Source organism: Kitasatospora sp. NPDC091276 (genome assembly GCF_040684355.1).
Lineage (GTDB): Bacteria > Actinomycetota > Actinomycetes > Streptomycetales > Streptomycetaceae > Kitasatospora.
Genome location: NZ_JBFBFU010000001.1, coordinates 77,569 through 95,876 on the forward strand (window position 1 = coordinate 77,569; position 18,308 = coordinate 95,876).

Genomic DNA, 18,308 nt, shown 5'->3' on the forward strand with positions numbered 1-18,308 from the left:
CTACCTGGTCCGGGTTCGCAGGACGGGCCCCGAGCACGATCACCGACCAGGAGAATTGTCATGCGCCCTCGCGTTGTCTGCGGAATCGCGGCCGCCGTCGCCCTGTTCGCCACGGCCTGCGGAAGCGGCGCCGGAAACGGCGCCGCAAACGGCGGCGGGGGAGGCGGAGAGCGCGGCGCGGCCGGCGCCGCCCAGACCGCCCCGGCCGGCGGCTACCCCGTCAAGGTGGCCGACTGCGCGGACCGCGAGTCCACCATCGCCAAGGCCCCCGCCAAGATCGTCACCAGCAACGCCGCCGCCCTGGAGATACTGCTCCAACTCGGCGCGGGCGACCGGGTGATCGGCACCGGCTTCCCGCCCGGCAAGGGCACTCTCCCGCCGGCCCTGGCCGAACAGGGCGCCAAGGTGCCGGTGCTCGGCGACAAGGCCATCCCCAAGGAGAAGCTGCTCGGCTCCGGCGCCGACCTGTACGTCGACACCTTCGGCGCGATGCCGATGATGGGCGGCGGCGCCACCGGGCCCAGCGAGGAGGAGTTCGCGGCGGCCGGCATCCAGCACGTCTACCTCCTCTCGACCGCCTGCGCCGGCACCCCCAAGGCCGCCAAGGCGCCGCGCACCGACCTGTCCGGGGTCGAGAACGACATCCGCCGCCTCGGCGCGGTCACCGGCACGGCCGCCCGTGCGGAGGAACTCGTCACCGGGATGGAGAAGCAGATCGGCGAGGTGCGCACCGCCCTCGCCGGCGTCGCGGAGGCGCAGCGGCCCGGCTACTTCGTCTTCGACTTCGACGCCGGCACCAAGCAGCCGGTGGCGGTCTGCGGCCGGCAGGTCGCCAACGCGGTGATCACCCAGGCCGGCGCCCGCAACGTGTTCGCCGACTGCGACGCCGACTTCAAGCCCGGCTCCTGGGAGGACGTCGTCGCCAAGAACCCGGACTGGATCCAGCTCGCCGTCCGCAACCGGGGCAGCGAGGAGGCCACCCGCAAGGCCTTCGACGACGCCGAGGCGTTCCTGCGTGGCTTTCCCGCGACCCAGGGTCTGAAGGCCGTCCAGGAGGGCCACTTCGTGCGGCTCGGCTCCGAGGTCACCACCATCGCGGGCGTGCGCAACGCCGACGCCGTCCGGCAGATCGCCGCCACCGTCCACCCCGACCTCGTCAAGAACGGGCAGTAGCCGGTGACGTCGGCCGTCTCCGCCGAACGGCGCGACGAGCCCCGCCCGGCCCGCACCCTGCGGGCCGGGCCGCTGGCCGTCGCGCTGACCGCCGCCCTGGTGCTCGCGCTGACCGCCGCCGTGTCGTTCGGCGCGGTGGACATCCCGCCCGGCGAGGTCTGGTCGGTGGTCGCCCACCACCTCACCGGGCGGGCCCCCGAACCCGGCACCCGCGACCTCATCGTCTGGCAGCTGCGCGTCCCGCGCGCCCTGCTGGCGGCGATGGTCGGGGCCGGGCTCGGCCTGGTCGGCACGGCCGTGCAGGCCCTGGTCCGCAACCCGCTCGCCGACCCCTACCTGCTCGGCATCTCCTCCGGCGCCTCCCTCGGGGCGGTCGCCGCGATCGTCCTCGGCACCTCGCTCGGCCTCGACCTCGCCTTCGGCAGCGCGCTCGGCCTCACCGTCTCCCTGGCGGCCTTCGCCGGCGCGCTCGCCGCGTTCTCCCTGGTCTGGCTGGCGGCCCGGCGCGGCGGCGGCTTCTCCCCGCTGCGCCTGGTCCTCGCGGGCATCGCCATCGCCCAGTTCCTCGGCGGCATCACCAGCTACCTCGTCCTGCAGACCCGCGACGAGCAGCAGACCCGTGGCGTGCTGTTCTGGCTGATGGGCAGTCTCGGGGGCGCCGTATGGGCCCAACTCGCCGTCCCCGCCGTCGCGGTGGCGCTCGGATTGGCCCTGCTCCAGGCCCGTGCCCGCGGGCTCAACGCGATGCTCATGGGCGACGAGACGGCCGCCGGGCTCGGCGTGGACGTCACCCGGCTGCGCCGGGAGGTCTTCGTCGTCACCAGCGTGCTGACCGGCGTGCTGGTCGCGGTCTCCGGCGCGATCGGCTTCGTCGGACTGATGGTGCCGCACGTCTGCCGTCTGCTCGTCGGCGGCGACCACCGGCGCCTGCTGCCGCTGTCCGCGCTCACCGGCGCGCTGCTGCTGGTCGTGGTCGACACCGTGGCCCGCACCGCGCTGGACGGCCAGGAACTGCCGATCGGCGTGGTCACCGCCGTCCTCGGCGCCCCCACCCTGCTCTACCTGCTGGACCGACGACTGGAGCGCACGTGAGGATCGCCGTCGAGGACCTGAGCGTCACCCTGTCCGGGCGGGCGGTGGTGGCCGGCGTCCACCTGGTCGCCGAGGAGGGGGAGATCGCCGGCCTGGTCGGGCCCAACGGCAGCGGCAAGTCCAGCCTGCTGCGCACCGTCTACCGGCACCTGCGGCCCAGCGCCGGGCGGGTGCTGCTGGCCGGGCGCGACCTGGCCGGGCTGCGCCCCGCGCAGTCCGCCCGGCACATCGCCGCGCTGCCGCAGGAGCGGGGCGGGGACTTCGAGTTGAGCGTCCGCGAAGTGGTCGCGATGGGCCGAACCCCCTACAAGCGGTCGTTCGCCGCCGACGACGCCGAGGACCACCGGATCACCGCCGACGCGCTGGCACGCGTCGGCATGGCGGACGCCGCCGACCGCCGCTTCGCCCAACTGTCCGGGGGCGAAAGGCAACGGGTGCTGCTGGCCCGCGCGCTCGCCCAGCAGCCCGACGTCCTGGTGCTGGACGAGCCGACGAACCACCTGGACGTCCGCCACCAGGTTGAACTCCTCGCCCTGCTGCGGGACCAGCGCCGCACCACCCTGGTCGCGCTGCACGACCTCAACGCCGCCGCCTCCGTCTGCGACCGGCTGCACGTCCTGCACCGCGGCGCCCTGGTGGCCTCCGGGGCGCCGCGCGAGGTGCTGACCGCGGAGCTGCTGGCCGAGGTTTTCGGCGTCCGGGCCGCGGTGGTGGAACACCCGCTCACCGGCGACCCGTTGATCGCCTTCGACCACCGCACACCGGCCGTCCCGACCGCCCCGGCCCCGGTGGAGGGTGCCGGGGCCGGGGCGGACGCTGGTGGGGCGGGGGTCGAGGGGGTGCAGGCTGCCGAGGTGGGGCCCGCGCGTCAGAACGCCTCGTAGTGGCTCGGCCGGCCGTCGAGTTCGACCAGCCGGCCGCGCTGCGCGGCGTCCTCGCTGCGCAGCAACTCCCAGTCCCCGTCGGCACGGTGGAGTACCGATGAGTGCCAGGGCGTCATCCAGGCGTCGGCGGCCTCCAGTAGCCGGATGCCGAACTTCGGCGCGCCCGCCGGTTGCGGGTGGATGGAGAGCCGGACCGACCGGGGGTGCTGCTCGGCGATCAACTCGCCCCAGGCGCGGCTGCGCTGGATCACCCCGTACGCGCGGCGGCGGCAGTCGCGTTGCAGGGCGGAGCGGGTGCCGGTGAAGCCGACGGTGTCGTCGGTCAGGAAGCGGGTGATGCCGCGGTAGAGCCGCAGGGTCTCCTCGTCCGTCAGCACCAGCTCGCGCAACTCCTCGACGCTCGGCGCGTACTGGGCGTGCACCCGGGCGCGTTTGTCGTCGTACGGCAGGTCGCCGAGGACGTCCCGCAGGTCGAAGGTGGCGAGGTGGGAGAGGTCCTCGCGTGCGATCATCGCCGTCAACTCGTCGGAGTACTCGTCGATGTGGTCGTCGGGGACGTGGACGAGGTCGCCGAAGATGTGGCCGTCCGAGCAGATCAGGATCCGCGCGCCGGGCTCGTAGTACCCGCTGATCTCCGCGCAGAGCCCGTCGAGGAAGGTGAGCGACAGTCGCTCGCCCTCGTCGGGCAGGTGACTGAGCACCTTCGCGGGATTCGGTGACTTGCAGGGGAAGCCGGGCAGGGTGAACAGGATCGGGTCGCCGGCGGTGATGAAGTCCGTCAACTGGGCTATCTGGAACGGGAAATGCTCGGGCCTGGCGTCCAGCCCCGGGTCGGAGGCGCGGCGGTGCGGCAGCAGCAGGCCGAGGATCCGGGCGGCGAGCCGCGCGGCGGACTGCGGGTCGGACTGCGGGTCGGCGCCGCCCCCGGTGTTCGCGGGCTCGGGCGCGGGTGTGGGCCCGGGTGCGGTGTGGTGGTGGCGGGTGGAAACGGTGCCGGCGGGCGGCATGGTGGTCCTCCGTGGAAGGTGGTGCGGGCGTGGAGCGGACGCCGGGTGGACGTCGGCGGGCGGCCGAGAAGTGTTCGTGCGGTGGCCGAGGGCCCCGGCTCAGACCCGCCGGTCATAGCCGACGGGCAGCCGGTTGACCCCGCGCGCCAGGACGGCGGGGATCCAGGCGAGGGAGTCCAGGCCCTCGCCGGGGGCCTCGGACGGGCGCAGCCCGGGCAGCCGGGTGAGCAGGGTGGCGATGGCGGTCTGGAGTTCGGCCCGGGCCAGGGCGGCGCCGGGGCAGTAGTGGATGCCGTGGCCGAAGGCGAGATGGGCGTTGGGCGTGCGGTCGAGGTCGAGGCGGTCCGCGTCCGGGAACCGCGTCTCGTCCCGGTTGGCGGCACACAGCGAGACGATCACCGAGTCGCCGGCCGGGACGGTGGTCCCGAACAGGTCTCCGTCCTCGGCGAGGAAACGCCAGGTGGTGAGCTCGAACGCGGCGTCGTGGCGCAGCAGTTCCTCCACCGCGCGGGCCAGCAGGCCGGGGTCGTGGGCGGGCCCCTCGGAGAGGGAGCCGCGCAGCCGGGCGAGCTGGTCGGGGTGGCGCAGCAGGGTGATCAGCATGGTGGTGATCTGGTTGGTGACCGGCTCCTGGCCCGCGACCAGCAGCTGGAACACCATGGAGTCGAGTTCCTCGCGGCTCAACTCGCCCGCGTCGTGGGCGGCGACGAGGCGGCCCAGCAGGTCGGCGCCGGCCGTGGCCGGGTCGTGCCGGTCGTGATCATCGGCGGGGTTCCCGGCGCGCTTGTGGGCGACGACGTCGGCGATGTACGTCTGGAGGCCGCGCAGCCGCGCCTCGTACGCCGGGCGGCCCGGGTCGTGCGGGCCGACGGGCTGCACGACCTTGCCCCAGTCGCGGTCGAAGCGCATCGCCAACTCGGTCGGCAGACCGATCACTTCGGCGAGCACCCGGAACGGGAAGTGTGCCGCGAAGCCGGCCACCAGCTCGGCGCCGCCGGCCTCGGGCAGTTCGTCGACCAGTTCGTCGGCCAGCTCCTGGAAGCGCGGGCGCAACGACTCCACCCGGCGCGGCGCGAAGGCGTCCAGGACGAGCCTGCGCATCGTGGTGTGCTTGGGCGGGTCCTGGTGCAGCAGGTGGACCTGCAACTGGGAGTGCTGCGGCTCCGGCATGATCGACGCCAGCTTGCGCCAGTTCTCGTTACCCAGCGCGTGGTTCTTGCCGAACCGGGGGTCGTTGAGGGCCTCGTGGGCGGCCTGGTAGCCGGTGACCAGCCAGGCGTGGATGCCGCTCGGGAACTCCACCCGGTGTACCGGCCCGGCCTCGCGCATCCGCCGGTAGAGCGGGTACGGGTCGCTCTTGTACGCGGGGCCGTACAGCGGTACGGGGTCCGGGAGCTGGTCGTACCCGTACGGGCAGCGCGGCTCGTCCGCCGGGTGGGCCGGCGCCGGGTCGTGGACGGTGTCGGTCATCTGCGGTGTTCCTCCGGTCGTGCGGGCATGACGGGGTGCGGGCTCTGGGGGCACGGGCCCCGGGGTGCGGGCGAGGGGAGCTGGGGAGACGCGGTCCGGCGGTCTCAGGTCCGTGGACGGCGGTGCAGGGCGAGCAGGACCACGGCCGTCGCCGCGACCAGGGCGGCCATGGCGATACCCGCCCGGGTGCCGGTGGTGGCACGGTCGCCGGCCAGCGCGGCGGCGCCGGCCAGGGCCGGGCCGAGGGCGAAGCCCAGGCTGCGGGCCAGTTGGACGGCGGAGCCCGCGGTGGCGAGCTTCCCGGGGGGCGAGGCGGTCATCACCAGGGCCTGGGTGGGGCCGCCGTTGAGGCCCATCCCGACACCGGCCAGGGCGAGCCGCCAGGCGACGTCGGCCGCGGACCAGCCGGTGTCCAGCGGGACGAGCAGCGCCAGGCCGAGGGTGGTGACGGTGGCGCCGGCGAGCGCGGTCGGGCGGGCGCCCCAGCGGTCGGCCAGCCGCCCGCCGACCCGGCCGGCCAGCACCATGCCGAGCGGGAAGGCCAGCATGGTGAGCGCGGTGGCGGTGGCGCTCTCGCCACCCGGGCCGCGCAGGTGCTGGGCGAGCAGGTAGTGGCAGGCCGCGAAGCCGGCGGCGAGGGCCAGCACCGACGCGTTGACCCCGACGGTTCCGGCGGCCCGCAGCACCTCGGCGACCGGCCTGCCCCCGGGGCGGCGCAGCCAGACCAGCACCAGAGGGGCGGCGGGCAGCGCCAGCAGCAGCCACAGCGGCGCCTCCGGGGCCAGGGTCAGTGCGAGCAGCACGGCGGCGACGGCCGCGCCTATCAGGGCGGCGTCGCCGAGTGATGCCCGGTCGGGCGGGCGCAGGCGGCCCCGCCGCGGGGCGTACCGGCGCACGATCAGCACGGCGGCCAGACAGACCGGCAGCTTGATCAGGAAGACCGCCCGCCAGCCGAAGTGGTCCAGCAGCAGGCCGCCGATGACCGGCCCGGTGACGGCGCCGAGCGGGCCGAGCGTCGCCGGGACGCTCATCGCCCGTCCGCGGGACTCGGGGCGGACGGAGGTGGCGGCCAGCACCGGCATCAGGACGAACAGCACCGCGCCGAAGGCGCCCTGGAGCAGCCGGGCGGCGATCAGCCAGCCCGCCCAGGGGGCGAGGGAGGCCAGCACGCTGCACGCGGCGAAGCAGCTGACGGCGAGCAGCAGCGCCGAGCGGGTGCCCACCTGGTCCAGCCAGCGCCCGGCGGGCAGGAGGAGCGCCACCAGAGGGAGTTGGTAGCCGAGGGTGGCCCACTGGGCGACCCCGGCGGACACGTGCAGGCTGGCCGAGATGTCGGTGAGGGCCAGGTTGACCACGTTCATGTCGAGCATCGCGACGAACGAGAGCAGCCCGGCGGCCACGACCAGGATCCACCGGTCCGCTGCATCGGATTGACGGCTCGTCAGTGTGGCGGCGGCCAGTGGCTGTTGCGCTGCCATGGAGTCCCTCCGTTGCCCGGCTGCTGTCCCGGACACCGCCTCGGCGGCGGGGTCCGGTACAGCAGTCGGAGGCGCGGGGGCTCCAGTTCCGAACATGTGGGGGAATTTTCGGATGGGCGGACGGATGGGCGGGTGGGGGTGGCAGGTGGCGCGCGGCGGGCAGATGGCAACAGACAACTGACAACTAACAGATAACAGATTTCGAAATCTGTTATCTGTTAGTTGTCATCTGTTACCCGCCACCTGCCGTCCGTCCGCTCAGCAGGCCGCTGCGAGTTCCCCGCCCTCGGCCGCGCGGAGCCGGGCTATCAGCTCCTCCCGGGCGCGGGCGACTCGGGAGCGTACGGTGCCGATCGGGCAACCGGCGACCTCGGCCGCCTCGGCGTAGCTCAGGCCGACCACCTGGGTGAGCACGAAGGCCTCCCGCCGCTGGGCGGGCACCCGGTCGAGCAGGTCCCCGAGCGCGACGCCGTCCTCGAACCCGGCCGCCGGTTCGGCCCCCTGCCGCTCCGCCGCCTCCTGCCAGTCCGGCAGCGCCGCGCAGCGCGGTCGGGCGGCGGCCGTCCGGTACCGGTCGATCACCGTGCGCCGGGCGATCGACAGCAGCCAGGTGCGGGCCGAGGAGCGGCCGGCGAACGCGGGCAGGCCGCGCAGCGCGCGCAGGAAGGTCTCCTGTGCGAGGTCGTCGGCGGACTGGACGTCGGTGAGGTGCGCGACGAACCGCCAGACGTCCCGCTGGGTGGCACGGACGAAGGCCTCGACGTCCGGGGCCCGGCCCGCGCGGGCGGTCAGCGCGAGCGCGGTGAGCTGCTCGTCATCCACGGCGGCCTCCCACCCGGCCGGTCCCACCGCGAGGGCAGTGCGGGACGATGGTCGTATGAGATGCGCGCAGTTCCGTACCGCCCTGTCGGCCCGGCTCGACGGCGAACCGACCGGACTGCCGGTTGGCCGGCTGGACGGGCACGTCGCGCGCTGCGCCGGCTGCCGGGCGTGGCTGGAGCGGGCCGAGCAACTGCGCGGCCGCGTCCGGGTGAGCGCCGCCGCCGGCCCGTCGGAGGAGTGGTCGGCCCGCCTGCTGGACGGGCTCGGCGTGAGGGGGCTCGGGGGCGGTCAGGCTCCGGACGGGCCGGAGGCCGTGGAGCGGTAGGACGGTGGCGCCGGCCCAAGCCGGTGCGCCGTCGTAGTCAGGCATGCGAAGGTCCTGAGGGGAGGGCTGGGAGCGGCGCCACCCGAGGCGGCGCCGCCGGCGGTCGATGGGACTTCCGCGCGGCCCACGGCGCCTCCACGGAGGAGACGGCGGGCGGGCGCGGGCCCGGGCCCTGGTGGCACGGCGGCGAAGGCACGGCCGAGCGGCAGGGCGACCTGCCCGCCGAGCGAACCCCGTGGGCCCTGCGGTCCCGGCGGCGGTGGGCTGCTGGGGCGGTGGGCGGAGGAGTGGGGGCGGCGGGCGCGTCAGCAGGCGAGGGCGAGCGCCGGCGGGCCGCGCCGGACCACGGCATGGGTGAGCAGCACCGACCGGGATGGCCGGGTCCGGCTGCCGGTGGGCCGGGGCGCAGTCGGCGGGCGGTAGCCGAAGGGGCGCGCGAACAGCGCCAGCAGCGGGAGCACCAGCACTCCCGCGACCACGGTGCCGAGCGCGCCGAGCAGGTCGAAGAGCCGGACCAGCGCGGCGTCCCCGCGCCACAGCAGCAGCGCGCAGGCCAGCGCGGCGAGCGCGTGGGCGGCGATCATCCCGGGGGACATCCCGTGCGCCATCCCGTGTGCCATGCCGTGTGTCGTCCCGGAGGGCATCCCCGCCATCCCGGCCACGTCCAGCGCCGTCCCATCGGCCGAAGCCGAAGCCGAAGCGGACGCGGAGACCGACATGGAGACCGACGCGGACGTGGGTACCGATACCGATACCGGGGCGGAAACCACACCCGCCGCCGCCGTCCCGTGGTGCATGCCAGCCATGGCGTGCAGGCCGTTGGCGGCGGGCGGGACGTCCGGGTCGAGGCCCGCCATCCGGGCCAGCTCGACGGGGGAGAGCCCGCCGGGGATCCGCTCGGGGTTGCAGAGCAGCAGCGAGGCCCAGTCCGTGGTGGCGAGCCGGCCGAGACCGCCGCCTCCCCGCCCGAGCGCCGCGGCCTGTTCGAACAGCAGGTGCAGCGCGCTCTGCGCCGCGACCATCCAGGCGCTGATCGCGCCGAGCCCGCGCCGCTTGCCGGCGAGCAGCCAGGTCAGACCGAGGACGGCCCCGAACGCGCCGGCCAGCACCGGCGGTGAGACCCCGGCTCCGGCCATGGCGACGTGCGCCGCGGCGGCCAGCGCCACGCACAGCGCGGCGAAGACCACGGCGCGCAGCAGGCGGATCCGGTCGGTCATCACGATGGCACTCATCGTCGCACCCGTCCCGCCCGGCCCGGACCGCACCCTCCGGTATTGGCCGGTTCCACCCCGTGAGACCATGCCCGGCCCCGTGCCGCCGCGCGTCGGGACGCCCGGTCCGGCCGCCGCACCAACCCGTTCGTACGACCATCGACACGGTTTGACATCGCTCCCCGCTTGCTCACTAAATGTGCACACCCCGGCACCGATGGTGGCCGCCGGGCGGACCCCGAACGCGAAGCAGGAGGCCCGGCCATGGAGACCTCGACCGGCTTGGCGGCCCCCGCCGCCGACCTCGCCGACCCCCGCTTCTGGCAGCTGCCCGCCCCCGCCCGCGCGGCCGCCTTCGCCGAACTGCGCCGACTCCCCGCGCCGGTGTTCTTCGGAGATCCCGCCACCGGCCGGGGCTTCCACGCGCTGGTCCGCCACGCCGACGTGGTCGAGGCCAGCCGCACCCCCGCGGTGTTCCTCAGCGGCCCCGGCGTCACCACCCCGGAACCGCCCCGCTGGGTCCGGCTGGTGTTCGGCGACTCGATGGTCAACCTCGACGACCCCCGGCACGCCCAGCTGCGCAGGATCGTCTCGCGAGCCTTCACCCCCCGGCTGCTCGGCCAGGTCGAGGAGGACATCCGCCGCGTCGCCACCCGCCTGGTCGACGACGTCGAGCGGAGGCGGCCGGAGGACTTCGTCACCTCCGTGGCCGCCGAGCTCCCCTTCCAGGTGATCTGCACCATGATGGGGATCCCGGAACACCCGCGCCGAATGATCCTGGACCAGGTCAACCACGCTTCCGAGAACATCGGCGTGGCCCGCCCGCTGCGCCGCCGGATCCGGATGCCCGGGCGCGGGCTGCTGGCGCTGGCCCGCATGCAGGGCATGGTCGCCTCGATCGGCCGTGAGCGCCGCCGCAGGCCCACCGAGGACCTGATCTCCGCCCTGGTCACCGCCGACGTGGACGGCCGTCGGCTCACCGGACGCGAACTCGGCGCGTTCTTCTCCCTGCTGCTGGTGGCCGGCGTGGAGACCACCCGCAACGCGCTCGCCCACGGCCTGCACCTGCTGACCGCGCACCCGGAGCAGCGCGCCCTGCTGCTCGCGGACCTCGACGGGGGGCTCGGCGGTGCGGTCGACGAGATCATCCGCCACGCCACGCCGATCATCCACTTCCGCCGGACCCTCGCCGTCGACCACGAGCTCGGCGGCCCGGGGGGCCCGCTGCTGCGCGCGGGAGAGAAGGTCGCACTGTTCTTCGGCTCGGCCAACCGGGACGAGACGGTCTTCCCCGACCCGGACGCGTTCGACATCACCCGCACGCCCAACCCCCACCTCGGCTTCGGCGGCGGAGGGCCGCACTACTGCATCGGGGCGCACCTGGCCCGGCAGGAGATGAAGGTGCTGTTCCGCGAGCTGTTCGCCCGGCTGCCCGAGGTGCGGTCGGTCGGCGAGCCGGACATCGTTCCGTCCAACTTCGACCACCGGGTCCGGTCGCTGCGCTTCACGTTCTGAACCGTCCGAGCCCTCCGAGCCCTCCGAGCTCTCCGAACCCTCCAGCCCTCCGAGCCCCCGTTCGCGCCCTACCCGCCGATCGGCAGCCCCCGGTCGGCCTTCACCTGCTTCATCGTCAGATGGGAGTTGACCTGCGCGATCCCCGGCAGGCCGGAGAGCACGTCGGTGATGAAGCGCTCGTACGCGGCGATGTCGGCCACCGCGATGCGCAGCAGGTAGTCGGGTTCCCCGAAGAGGCGGTGCGCCTCCACCACTTCCGGCAGCTCCGCCACCCGGCGTTCGAACTCGGCGACCGTCACCTGATCCTCGTGACGCATGGTGATCGTGACGAAGGGTTGGAAGCCGCGTCCGACCGTCGTGCCGTCCAGGAGCGCGCGGTAGCCGCGGATCACGCCGTCCTGCTCCAGTTGTCGGACCCGGCGCAGGCAGGGGGAGGGGGTGAGGTCCACCCGGGCGGCCAGGTCGGCGTTGGTCAGGCGGCCGTCCTGCTGGAGCTCGCGGAGGATTCTGCGGTCGATTCGGTCCATGGCGCAATATTCTGCCAAAACGCGGGCCGGGCGAGCAGGAAGTGGCCATCGCGTGCCAGGGCTATCCGGCTACCTTCAGTGACCGAACGCACCGGACAGGTGCCGCGAGGATCACCGGACCAACGGCCGGGACCCGCCCGAACGAGCACGACAGGTCACCGCCACCCATGGACACCCACGCCCTCCTCCTCTTCCTCGGAGTCGACCTGCTGCTGGTCTGCACACCGGGGCCCGACTGGCTCTACATCGCCGCCCGGGGCCTCGGCCAGGGCCGGCGCGCCGCCTTCACCGCGGTCGGCGGCGTCTGCGCCGGCTACGCCGTCCACACCCTGCTCTCCAGCGCCGGCCTGGCCGCCGCGCTGCGTGCCGTCCCCGCCGCTCTGCCCGTCCTGCGCCTCACCGGCGCCGCGTACCTGCTGGTGCTGGCCGTCACCATGCTGCTCGCGCTGCGCAAGGGCGGGGGCGCCACGGCCCTCACCGAGCCCAAGCCGCAGCCCACCGCGACCGTGCTGCGCCAGAGCATGCTGACCGCCCTGCTCAACCCCAAGGGGCTGCTGCTCTACCTCTCCCTGGTGCCGCAGTTCGTCGAGCCGGGCGCCGCGCTGCCGGTCGGCGGGCAGGTGCTCGCCCTCGGCTCGCTCAACGTGCTGGCCTGCGCCGTCGTGTACGGGCTGGTCGCGCACGCCAGCGGACGCCTGGGCGGACGGCTCGGCGGCACCCCGCGCGCGGCGCGCCGGATGACCCTCGTCTCGGCGGTGCTGCTGATGCTGGTGGCGGGCGTCACGGCGAGCGCCTGAGAACGGGAGCACAATGCCGGGCATGACAGAGCGTCCGACCTTCCCCGGCACCCGGCCCGCCGATCAGCTCGCGCCCGCCGGTCAGGCCGTGTCCACCGATCAGCCCGCGCCCGCCGATCAGCCCGCCTCCACCGGTCAGGCCGTGTCCGCCGAACAGCCCGCCCCCGGCGGGGAACCCGCGGACCGGCCCACCGCCGAACTCTGGACCGCCCTCGGCGGATCGGCCGACCTGCTGGGGCGGGTCTCCTTCCACGGCCCCGGCGACGTCCTGCCCTCCGGCCTGCCGGTGCGCCGGCTCGCCCGGGCCACCGTGGCCGCCTGCTCGCTGGCCGCCGCCGAACTCGCCGCCCACCGCGCCGGCGGTCCGGTCCCCGCCGTCCGGGTGGACCAGGGCGCCGTCGCCACCGCCTTCGTCAGCGAACGCCACCTGACCGTCGACGGTCGCACGCCCGTCAGCTTCGCCCCGCACTCCGGCTTCTGGCGCACCGCCGACGGCTGGGTCCGCACCCACGCCAACTACCCGCACCACCGCACCCGACTGCTCGCCGCCCTGGACCTGCCCGCCGACGCCGGGCCCGAACAAGTCGCCGAGTTGCTGGGTGGACTGCCGGCGGAGCAGGTCCAGGAGCGGGCGTTCGAAGCGGGGGCGCTCGCCGTGGCCGTCGCGCCGGTGAGTGCCACCATGCACCCCCTGGTGGAGAGCCGGGTGACCGGCACCGCGCCCGTCCGCCCGCTCGGCGACGCCGGCCCGGAGCGGCCCGCCGCCGGGATCCGCGTCCTCGACCTCACCCGGGTCATCGCCGGACCGGTCGCCACCCGCACCCTCGCCCTGCTGGGCGCCGACGTCCTGCGCGTCGACCCGCCCCAGCTCCCCGAGGCCGACGACGCCCACGCCGACACCGGCTTCGGCAAGCGCTCCACCCGCCTCGACCTCGCCGATCCCGCCGACCGCGCCGTCTTCGACGGCCTGCTCGCCACCGCCGACGTCCTCGTCACCGGCTACCGCCCCGGCGCCCTCGACGCGCACGGCCTCGCCCCCGACGCACTGCCGGCCCGCCACCCCGGCCTGATAGTCGCGCAGCTCTGTGCCTGGGGCTGGACCGGCCCCTGGGCCGGCCGGCGCGGCTTCGACAGCCTCGTCCAGGCCGGCGTCGGCATCGCCGCCCACGAGGCCGGCCCCGACGGCCGCCCCGGCGTACTGCCCGCCCAGGCCCTCGACCACGGCACCGGCTACCTCGTCGCCGCCGCCGTCCTGCGCGCCCTCACCGAGCAGCGCACCGGTCGGCCCGGCGGCCGCCACCTGCGGTTCTCCCTCGCCGGTACGGCCTCGTGGCTGCTGCACGGCATCCCGCCCGAGGCGCCCGCCCCTGCTGCCCCGGCGGACGGCGCTCCGGACACCGGGGCGTACGACCCGGCCCGGTGGCTCGCCGAGACCGACTCCGCCTACGGACGGCTGCGCCACGCCCTGCCGCCCATCGCCTACACCGGCGCACCCACCGACTGGTCCCGCCCGCCGGGGCGCTGGGGGACGGACGCGCCGGTCTGGCTCTGAGGACGCCGCGCAACCGCCGCCCCGACCGGCGGTGTCACCGGCGGCTGGCAGCATCGGCGCATGACTGCACACGCCACCGACTACACCTGGTTCGAGCAGCGCTACCCCATCCCCGGGGCGGCCCACTGCCTGACGCTGGTCGAGGGGATCACCGCCGACGAACTGCTGCGCCGCTTCGGCGCCCTGCCCGGGCGGGAGGTCACCGGCCTGGACGCCGTGGTCGCCGCCTGGGAGACCTTCGACGACGGGGAGGACGAGGAGGCCGAGGCCCGGATCGAGCCGGAGGATGACCGGCTGCTCGTCGCCGTCGCCGAACTCGACGGGTGGGCCGTCGTCGTCGAGGTCTTCGGCTACCTCGGCAGCCTGCCCGACGTCATCCGCCGCCTCGCCGACGGCACCCGGCTGGTCTCGCACTTCCGGAACGCCGTCGCGGTGGACCACTTCAACTGGTGGGAGCAGGGCAGCTGCCGGCTCCAGTTCGAGCCGCTGTTCCCCACCCAGCGGCACGGTTCGGACGCCGACGCCCCCGGTGTCCCCGCGCTGCTGACGGCCTGCGGCTTCCAGCTCGACGGGGAGGGTCACGACCTGCACACCGAGGCCGCGTTCGCGCTGGCCGAGCGGCTGACGGACGTCCGGCTCACGCCGGAACGGCTGGAGGCCGCCACGTTCCGGATCGGCTACGCGCCGACGCGCTAGCTAGCTGCGGAGTGAGGCCCGTGAAGTCAGGCCCGTGAAGTCAGACCCCCGCCGGGATCTGCTTGGCCCGGCCTCGCATCTGGAGGGCCGTCACGATCTCGATCAGCCCGAGGATCAGCAGCCAGCAACCGGCCAGGACGGTCAACGCGGCGATCGAACCGACCGGCCAGACCAGCAGCAGCACACCGGCCACCGTGTTGGCCGCTCCTGCGAAGGCCTGCCAGCCACGGGCCGGCATCTCCGGGTCGGAGACCGCGGCGGCGAGCTGGGTGATGCCCCGGAACAGCCAGCCGATGCCGATCCAGATCGCCAGCAGGACCAGCGACTGCGCCGCGCTGCGGAAGCAGAGCAGCCCCAGCAGGACGCAGATCGCCCCGCTGATGAAGGCCAGCACCCGCAGTGCGGTGGTCGCGTGGGTGCCGAACGCGGCGACCAGCTGCACGATGCCGATGACCAGCAGGTAGAGGCCGAACAGCACGCCCACCACCAGCAGGGTCTCCTTCGGCCAGACGAAGACGACGATTCCGAGGGCCAGCGAGACGATTCCGGCGAGCAGCAGGACCTGCCAGGCGGCCTTGGCGAGCTGGCCGAGCGGACCCTGGACCGGGGAACCGTCGGGGGTGATGATCGGGGAAACCACGGTGGTGCACTCCTCGGGGCCGGGGACGGGCAGGGGTCGAACCCCAGACTGGCCGGGCCACCGCCGACCGGCGCGTCGGGTACGGCCGTTCGGGGGACGGAGACAGGAGAGGGAGGAGAGGTGGCGGAGGGGGATGGAAGGGGGACGGGAGAGGGAGCAGGGAGGAGACGAATGTTCGATGGAGCGGCTCCGGTGGCCTTCCGGTCGCCGGAACGACACCGTCCGGCCGCCTGCCGTCGATATCATCCGGCGGTATGACTTCTGAAGGGTGGGGGACCCGTTCGGTCGAGCCGGTCAGTCAGCACTACATCGTCTGCGGGGGCAACGCACTGGCCCACCGGCTGGTCCTGGAACTCGTCGAGCACTACGAGGTCCCGGTCGTCGTCCTGGTCGCCGATCGCACCCGCGACCACGCGCCGCAGATCGAGCAACTCCCCGGCGTCGCCGCCGTCGTCGAGTACGCCAGCATCACCGACGAGGCGCTGCGCGAGGTGTCGATCGACACCGCCCGCGGCCTCGCCCTCGTCGAGGGCAGCGACCAGGACAACATCCACGCCGCGCTCAGCGCCCAAGGCCACAACCCGGACATCCGGATCGTGCTCCGGATGTTCAACCAGCGCCTCGGCGAGAACATCGAACGGCTGCTCAGGAACGGCGCCGCGCTCTCCGGTTCCGCCACCGCCGCACCCGCGTTCGCCGCGGCGGCGCTCGGGCGGCCCAACTCGGTCGAGATCGGCGGACGCTTCCTGCACATCGCCTTCGACGAGGCCATCACCTCCGACCGGATCTGCGTGGTCGCCGACCACATCGACCGCCAGGACCTCAGCAGGATCCGCCTGCTGCCCGAACAGCGCGGCGACTCGGCCGACTTCGTCCGGCTCGCCAGCGAGTTCGGCGACGACGGGCCGGTCCGCCCCGGTGGCGTCCGCCGCGACGCGGAGCCGGAGCCGGAGCCGGTGCCCGAGGAGGAGCCGGGCGGCGTGGCCGCCCTCCAAGCGCTGCGCATCGAACCCAGGGAACCGATCAGCTGGGTGCGGCGGGCGCGCTGGCGGCTGCTCGACATGATGCGCTTCTTCACCAGCGCCCGGATGCGGCTGGTGCTGCTCACCGCCCTCGCCGCAGTGCTGATGGCCTTCGGCGTGCTCTGGTACCTGAACCGGAACTTCGGCTGGACCCTCTACATCTCGCTGCTCGACCTCGCGGGCGCCGCCCAGCCCGACCAACTCGCCGACATCGCCGCCGGGACCGGGACGGGCGGGCTGTGGCAGCGGGTGGCACAGGTGGTGATCACCATCTGCGGGATCACCTTCGCCCCGGTCGCCACCGCCATCGCGGTCGAGGTGCTCGGCTCCGGGCGGCGCGGGCAGCCCCGCAACCCCGGGGCCGGCACCCGGGACCACGTGATCGTCGTCGGCCTCGGCAACGTCGGCACCCGGGTCGCGGCCCAACTGCACGAACTGGGCGTGCCGGTGGTCTGCATGGAGCGCGACCCGCAGGCCCGGGGCATCGCCGCCGCCCGGGCGCTCGGCATCCCGGTGGTCCTGGGCGACGGCCCGTTCGAGGAGCAGTTGCGCCGCGCCCGGTTGAAGCACAGTCGGGCGCTGGTCGCGGTCAGCGGCGACGACGCCACCAACCTGGAGGCGGCCCTGGAGGCGCGCCACGGGAATCCCGAAGTCCGCGTGGTGGTGCGGCTGTTCGATGACAACTTCGCCGGGCACTTCTACGCGACGCTGGACAACGCGGCCTCGCGCTCGGTCTCGTACCTGGCCGCACCCGCCTTCGCCGCCGCCCTGATGGGGCGCGAGGTGCGCGGGATGCTGTCGGTGTTCCGGCACGTGCTGCTGATCGCCGAGTTGACGGTCGAGGACGGCAGCGGGCTGATCGGGATGAACCGGCACGACCTGGAGGACCCGGGCGGCGTCCGGGTGATCGCCGTCCGGTTCGCCCGCAGCGCGCAGTTGCAGTGGAACTTCCCCGACCGCACCCGGCGCCTCACCCCCGGCGACCAGATCGTGGTCGCCGCCACCCGTAGCGGGCTCGCCCGGCTCAACACCGCGCTGGTGGACGAGGTGTGATGGCGGCCGACGGGTAACAGCCGACAGGTAACAGCTAACAGATAACAGCTGACAGATTTCAGATGACGAAATCTGTCAGCTGTTATCTGTTGCTTGTCGGCTGTTACCTGTCAGCTGTCAGTCGTGAGCGGCCAGGTCACCGATTGGTGAAGGACGGCGGGCGCTTCTCGGCGAACGCCGCCATGCCCTCCTTCTGGTCCGCCGTGGCGAACGCCGCGTGGAACAGCCGACGCTCGAAACGGACGCCCTCGGCGAGGGTCGTCTCGAAGGCGCGGTTGACGCTTTCCTTCAGCATGACGGCCGCCGGGGTGGACATCGCCGCGACGGTCTCGGCCACCGTCAGGGCCTCGGCCAGCAGCTGGTCCGCCGGGACGATCCGGGAGACCAGGCCGGCCCGCTCGGCCTCCTCGGCGCCCATCATCCGGCCGGTCAGGCACAGTTCCATCGCCTTCGCCTTGCCGACCGCCCGGGTCAGCCGCTGCGAGCCGCCGATGCCCGGGATCACGCCGAGCTTGATCTCCGGCTGCCCGAACTTCGCGGTGTCCGCCGCCAGCAGGATGTCGCACAGCATCGCCAGCTCGCAGCCGCCGCCCAGCGCGAACCCGGCCACGGCCGCCACGACCGGCTTGCGCAGCGCGCCGAGCCGGTCCCAGGGGCCCAGCCAGTCGTCCAGGTAGACGTCCGGGAACCGGTTGCCCTGCATCTCCTTGATGTCGGCGCCGGCCGCGAACGCCTTCTCCGAGCCGGTGATCACCAGACAGCCGATCTCCGGGTCCCGGTCGAAGGCGGTCGCGGCCGCGACCACCTCGTTCATCAGCTGGGTGTTCAGCGCGTTGAGCGCCTTCGGCCGGTTGAGCGTGATCAGTCCCACCCGGCCCTTGCGCTCGACCAGGATCGTCTCGTAGGTCTCGGTCTCGGTCATCGCCGTTGACTCCCATTCCGCTGCTCGGCGCCGCGCGGGCGCGCCCTGACCATCCAACGATCTACGACGCGCCCCGCCTCGCGCCAGTCTTGGTATGCGAGACGGTCGTCACGGGTCCGGCT

At 74.2% G+C, this 18,308-nt stretch carries 17 protein-coding genes; 9 read left to right on the top strand and 8 right to left on the bottom strand.

The features are described 5' to 3' along the window. The first annotated feature begins 60 nt into the window (after positions 1-60). The 3 genes from AB0O19_RS00295 to AB0O19_RS00305 are packed head-to-tail and all read left to right on the top strand — an operon-like array spanning position 61 to position 3,149. The gene (locus AB0O19_RS00295) at positions 61-1,173 is read left to right on the top strand and encodes an ABC transporter substrate-binding protein (protein ID WP_363616495.1); all 1,113 of its coding nucleotides are present in this window, start codon (positions 61-63) and stop codon (positions 1,171-1,173) included. Between the two features lie 3 nt (positions 1,174-1,176). After that, on the top strand, positions 1,177-2,265 hold the full coding sequence (locus tag AB0O19_RS00300; protein WP_363616497.1) for an iron ABC transporter permease: 1,089 nt from the start codon (positions 1,177-1,179) through the stop codon (positions 2,263-2,265). Further along, positions 2,262-3,149, top strand: coding sequence for an ABC transporter ATP-binding protein (locus AB0O19_RS00305; RefSeq protein ID WP_363616499.1), 888 nt, complete (start codon positions 2,262-2,264; stop codon positions 3,147-3,149). The genes AB0O19_RS00300 and AB0O19_RS00305 overlap by 4 nt, the downstream gene beginning before the upstream one ends. On the opposite strand, the gene AB0O19_RS00310 is transcribed toward AB0O19_RS00305, so the two are convergent. The 4 genes from AB0O19_RS00310 to AB0O19_RS00325 form a co-directional block, all read right to left on the bottom strand. Continuing rightward, the gene (locus AB0O19_RS00310; protein WP_363616501.1) at positions 3,134-4,156 is read right to left on the bottom strand and encodes an isocyanide synthase family protein; all 1,023 of its coding nucleotides are present in this window, start codon (positions 4,154-4,156) and stop codon (positions 3,134-3,136) included. The genes AB0O19_RS00305 and AB0O19_RS00310 overlap by 16 nt on opposite strands. A gap of 99 nt (positions 4,157-4,255) precedes the next feature. Continuing rightward, positions 4,256-5,626: a cytochrome P450 gene (locus AB0O19_RS00315; protein WP_363616503.1), complete on the bottom strand. Its 1,371-nt coding sequence runs from the start codon at positions 5,624-5,626 to the stop codon at positions 4,256-4,258. A gap of 104 nt (positions 5,627-5,730) precedes the next feature. Next, on the bottom strand, positions 5,731-7,104 hold the full coding sequence (locus AB0O19_RS00320; protein WP_363616505.1) for an MFS transporter: 1,374 nt from the start codon (positions 7,102-7,104) through the stop codon (positions 5,731-5,733). Between the two features lie 258 nt (positions 7,105-7,362). Continuing rightward, the gene (locus AB0O19_RS00325; RefSeq protein WP_363579536.1) at positions 7,363-7,926 is read right to left on the bottom strand and encodes a sigma-70 family RNA polymerase sigma factor; all 564 of its coding nucleotides are present in this window, start codon (positions 7,924-7,926) and stop codon (positions 7,363-7,365) included. 55 nt (positions 7,927-7,981) lie between these two features. On the opposite strand from AB0O19_RS00325, the gene AB0O19_RS00330 reads away from it, so the two are divergent. Then, the gene (locus AB0O19_RS00330) at positions 7,982-8,251 is read left to right on the top strand and encodes a zf-HC2 domain-containing protein (protein ID WP_363579534.1); all 270 of its coding nucleotides are present in this window, start codon (positions 7,982-7,984) and stop codon (positions 8,249-8,251) included. 305 nt (positions 8,252-8,556) lie between these two features. On the opposite strand, the gene AB0O19_RS00335 is transcribed toward AB0O19_RS00330, so the two are convergent. After that, on the bottom strand, positions 8,557-9,483 hold the full coding sequence (locus tag AB0O19_RS00335; RefSeq protein ID WP_363616507.1) for a hypothetical protein: 927 nt from the start codon (positions 9,481-9,483) through the stop codon (positions 8,557-8,559). 243 nt (positions 9,484-9,726) lie between these two features. Between AB0O19_RS00335 and AB0O19_RS00340 the strand changes: the two genes are divergently transcribed. After that, entirely contained in the window at positions 9,727-10,977 is a 1,251-nt protein-coding gene (locus tag AB0O19_RS00340) for a cytochrome P450 (protein ID WP_363616509.1), read from the top strand. A 68-nt stretch (positions 10,978-11,045) separates the two neighbouring features. Here AB0O19_RS00340 and AB0O19_RS00345 read toward each other — a convergent pair whose 3' ends face one another. Continuing rightward, positions 11,046-11,504: an Lrp/AsnC family transcriptional regulator gene (locus AB0O19_RS00345; protein WP_363616511.1), complete on the bottom strand. Its 459-nt coding sequence runs from the start codon at positions 11,502-11,504 to the stop codon at positions 11,046-11,048. 167 nt (positions 11,505-11,671) lie between these two features. Between AB0O19_RS00345 and AB0O19_RS00350 the strand changes: the two genes are divergently transcribed. The 3 genes from AB0O19_RS00350 to AB0O19_RS00360 are packed head-to-tail and all read left to right on the top strand — an operon-like array spanning position 11,672 to position 14,549. Then, complete coding sequence (locus AB0O19_RS00350) at positions 11,672-12,301, top strand: LysE family translocator (protein ID WP_363579528.1); 630 nt, start codon at positions 11,672-11,674, stop codon at positions 12,299-12,301. A 22-nt stretch (positions 12,302-12,323) separates the two neighbouring features. After that, positions 12,324-13,853 (top strand): CoA transferase, encoded by a 1,530-nt coding sequence (locus AB0O19_RS00355; RefSeq protein ID WP_363616513.1) that lies wholly within the window; start codon positions 12,324-12,326, stop codon positions 13,851-13,853. Between the two features lie 60 nt (positions 13,854-13,913). Beyond that, complete coding sequence (locus tag AB0O19_RS00360) at positions 13,914-14,549, top strand: DUF6461 domain-containing protein (protein ID WP_363616515.1); 636 nt, start codon at positions 13,914-13,916, stop codon at positions 14,547-14,549. Between the two features lie 40 nt (positions 14,550-14,589). On the opposite strand, the gene AB0O19_RS00365 is transcribed toward AB0O19_RS00360, so the two are convergent. Beyond that, a complete protein-coding gene (locus AB0O19_RS00365; protein WP_363616517.1) occupies positions 14,590-15,189 on the bottom strand; it encodes an HdeD family acid-resistance protein in 600 nt (199 codons plus the stop codon). 254 nt (positions 15,190-15,443) lie between these two features. On the opposite strand from AB0O19_RS00365, the gene AB0O19_RS00370 reads away from it, so the two are divergent. After that, complete coding sequence (locus tag AB0O19_RS00370; RefSeq protein WP_363616519.1) at positions 15,444-17,264, top strand: NAD-binding protein; 1,821 nt, start codon at positions 15,444-15,446, stop codon at positions 17,262-17,264. A gap of 136 nt (positions 17,265-17,400) precedes the next feature. Here the strand turns inward: AB0O19_RS00370 and AB0O19_RS00375 are convergent, their stop codons facing one another. Then, positions 17,401-18,186 (bottom strand): enoyl-CoA hydratase, encoded by a 786-nt coding sequence (locus AB0O19_RS00375; RefSeq protein ID WP_063349877.1) that lies wholly within the window; start codon positions 18,184-18,186, stop codon positions 17,401-17,403. Positions 18,187-18,308 lie beyond the last annotated feature (122 nt).

Excerpts from the sequence above, each read along its gene's own strand:
- AB0O19_RS00295 (WP_363616495.1), top strand. The coding sequence starts at position 61 with ATGCGCCCTCGCGTTGTCTGCGGAATCGCGGCCGCCGTCGCCCTGTTC.
- AB0O19_RS00310 (WP_363616501.1), bottom strand. The coding sequence starts at position 4,156 with ATGCCGCCCGCCGGCACCGTTTCCACCCGCCACCACCACACCGCACCC.
- AB0O19_RS00315 (WP_363616503.1), bottom strand. The coding sequence starts at position 5,626 with ATGACCGACACCGTCCACGACCCGGCGCCGGCCCACCCGGCGGACGAG.
- AB0O19_RS00320 (WP_363616505.1), bottom strand. The coding sequence starts at position 7,104 with ATGGCAGCGCAACAGCCACTGGCCGCCGCCACACTGACGAGCCGTCAA.
- AB0O19_RS00330 (WP_363579534.1), top strand. The coding sequence starts at position 7,982 with ATGAGATGCGCGCAGTTCCGTACCGCCCTGTCGGCCCGGCTCGACGGC.
- AB0O19_RS00335 (WP_363616507.1), bottom strand. The coding sequence starts at position 9,483 with ATGAGTGCCATCGTGATGACCGACCGGATCCGCCTGCTGCGCGCCGTG.
- AB0O19_RS00340 (WP_363616509.1), top strand. The coding sequence starts at position 9,727 with ATGGAGACCTCGACCGGCTTGGCGGCCCCCGCCGCCGACCTCGCCGAC.
- AB0O19_RS00345 (WP_363616511.1), bottom strand. The coding sequence starts at position 11,504 with ATGGACCGAATCGACCGCAGAATCCTCCGCGAGCTCCAGCAGGACGGC.
- AB0O19_RS00350 (WP_363579528.1), top strand. The coding sequence starts at position 11,672 with ATGGACACCCACGCCCTCCTCCTCTTCCTCGGAGTCGACCTGCTGCTG.
- AB0O19_RS00355 (WP_363616513.1), top strand. The coding sequence starts at position 12,324 with ATGACAGAGCGTCCGACCTTCCCCGGCACCCGGCCCGCCGATCAGCTC.
- AB0O19_RS00360 (WP_363616515.1), top strand. The coding sequence starts at position 13,914 with ATGACTGCACACGCCACCGACTACACCTGGTTCGAGCAGCGCTACCCC.
- AB0O19_RS00370 (WP_363616519.1), top strand. The coding sequence starts at position 15,444 with ATGACTTCTGAAGGGTGGGGGACCCGTTCGGTCGAGCCGGTCAGTCAG.
- AB0O19_RS00375 (WP_063349877.1), bottom strand. The coding sequence starts at position 18,186 with ATGACCGAGACCGAGACCTACGAGACGATCCTGGTCGAGCGCAAGGGC.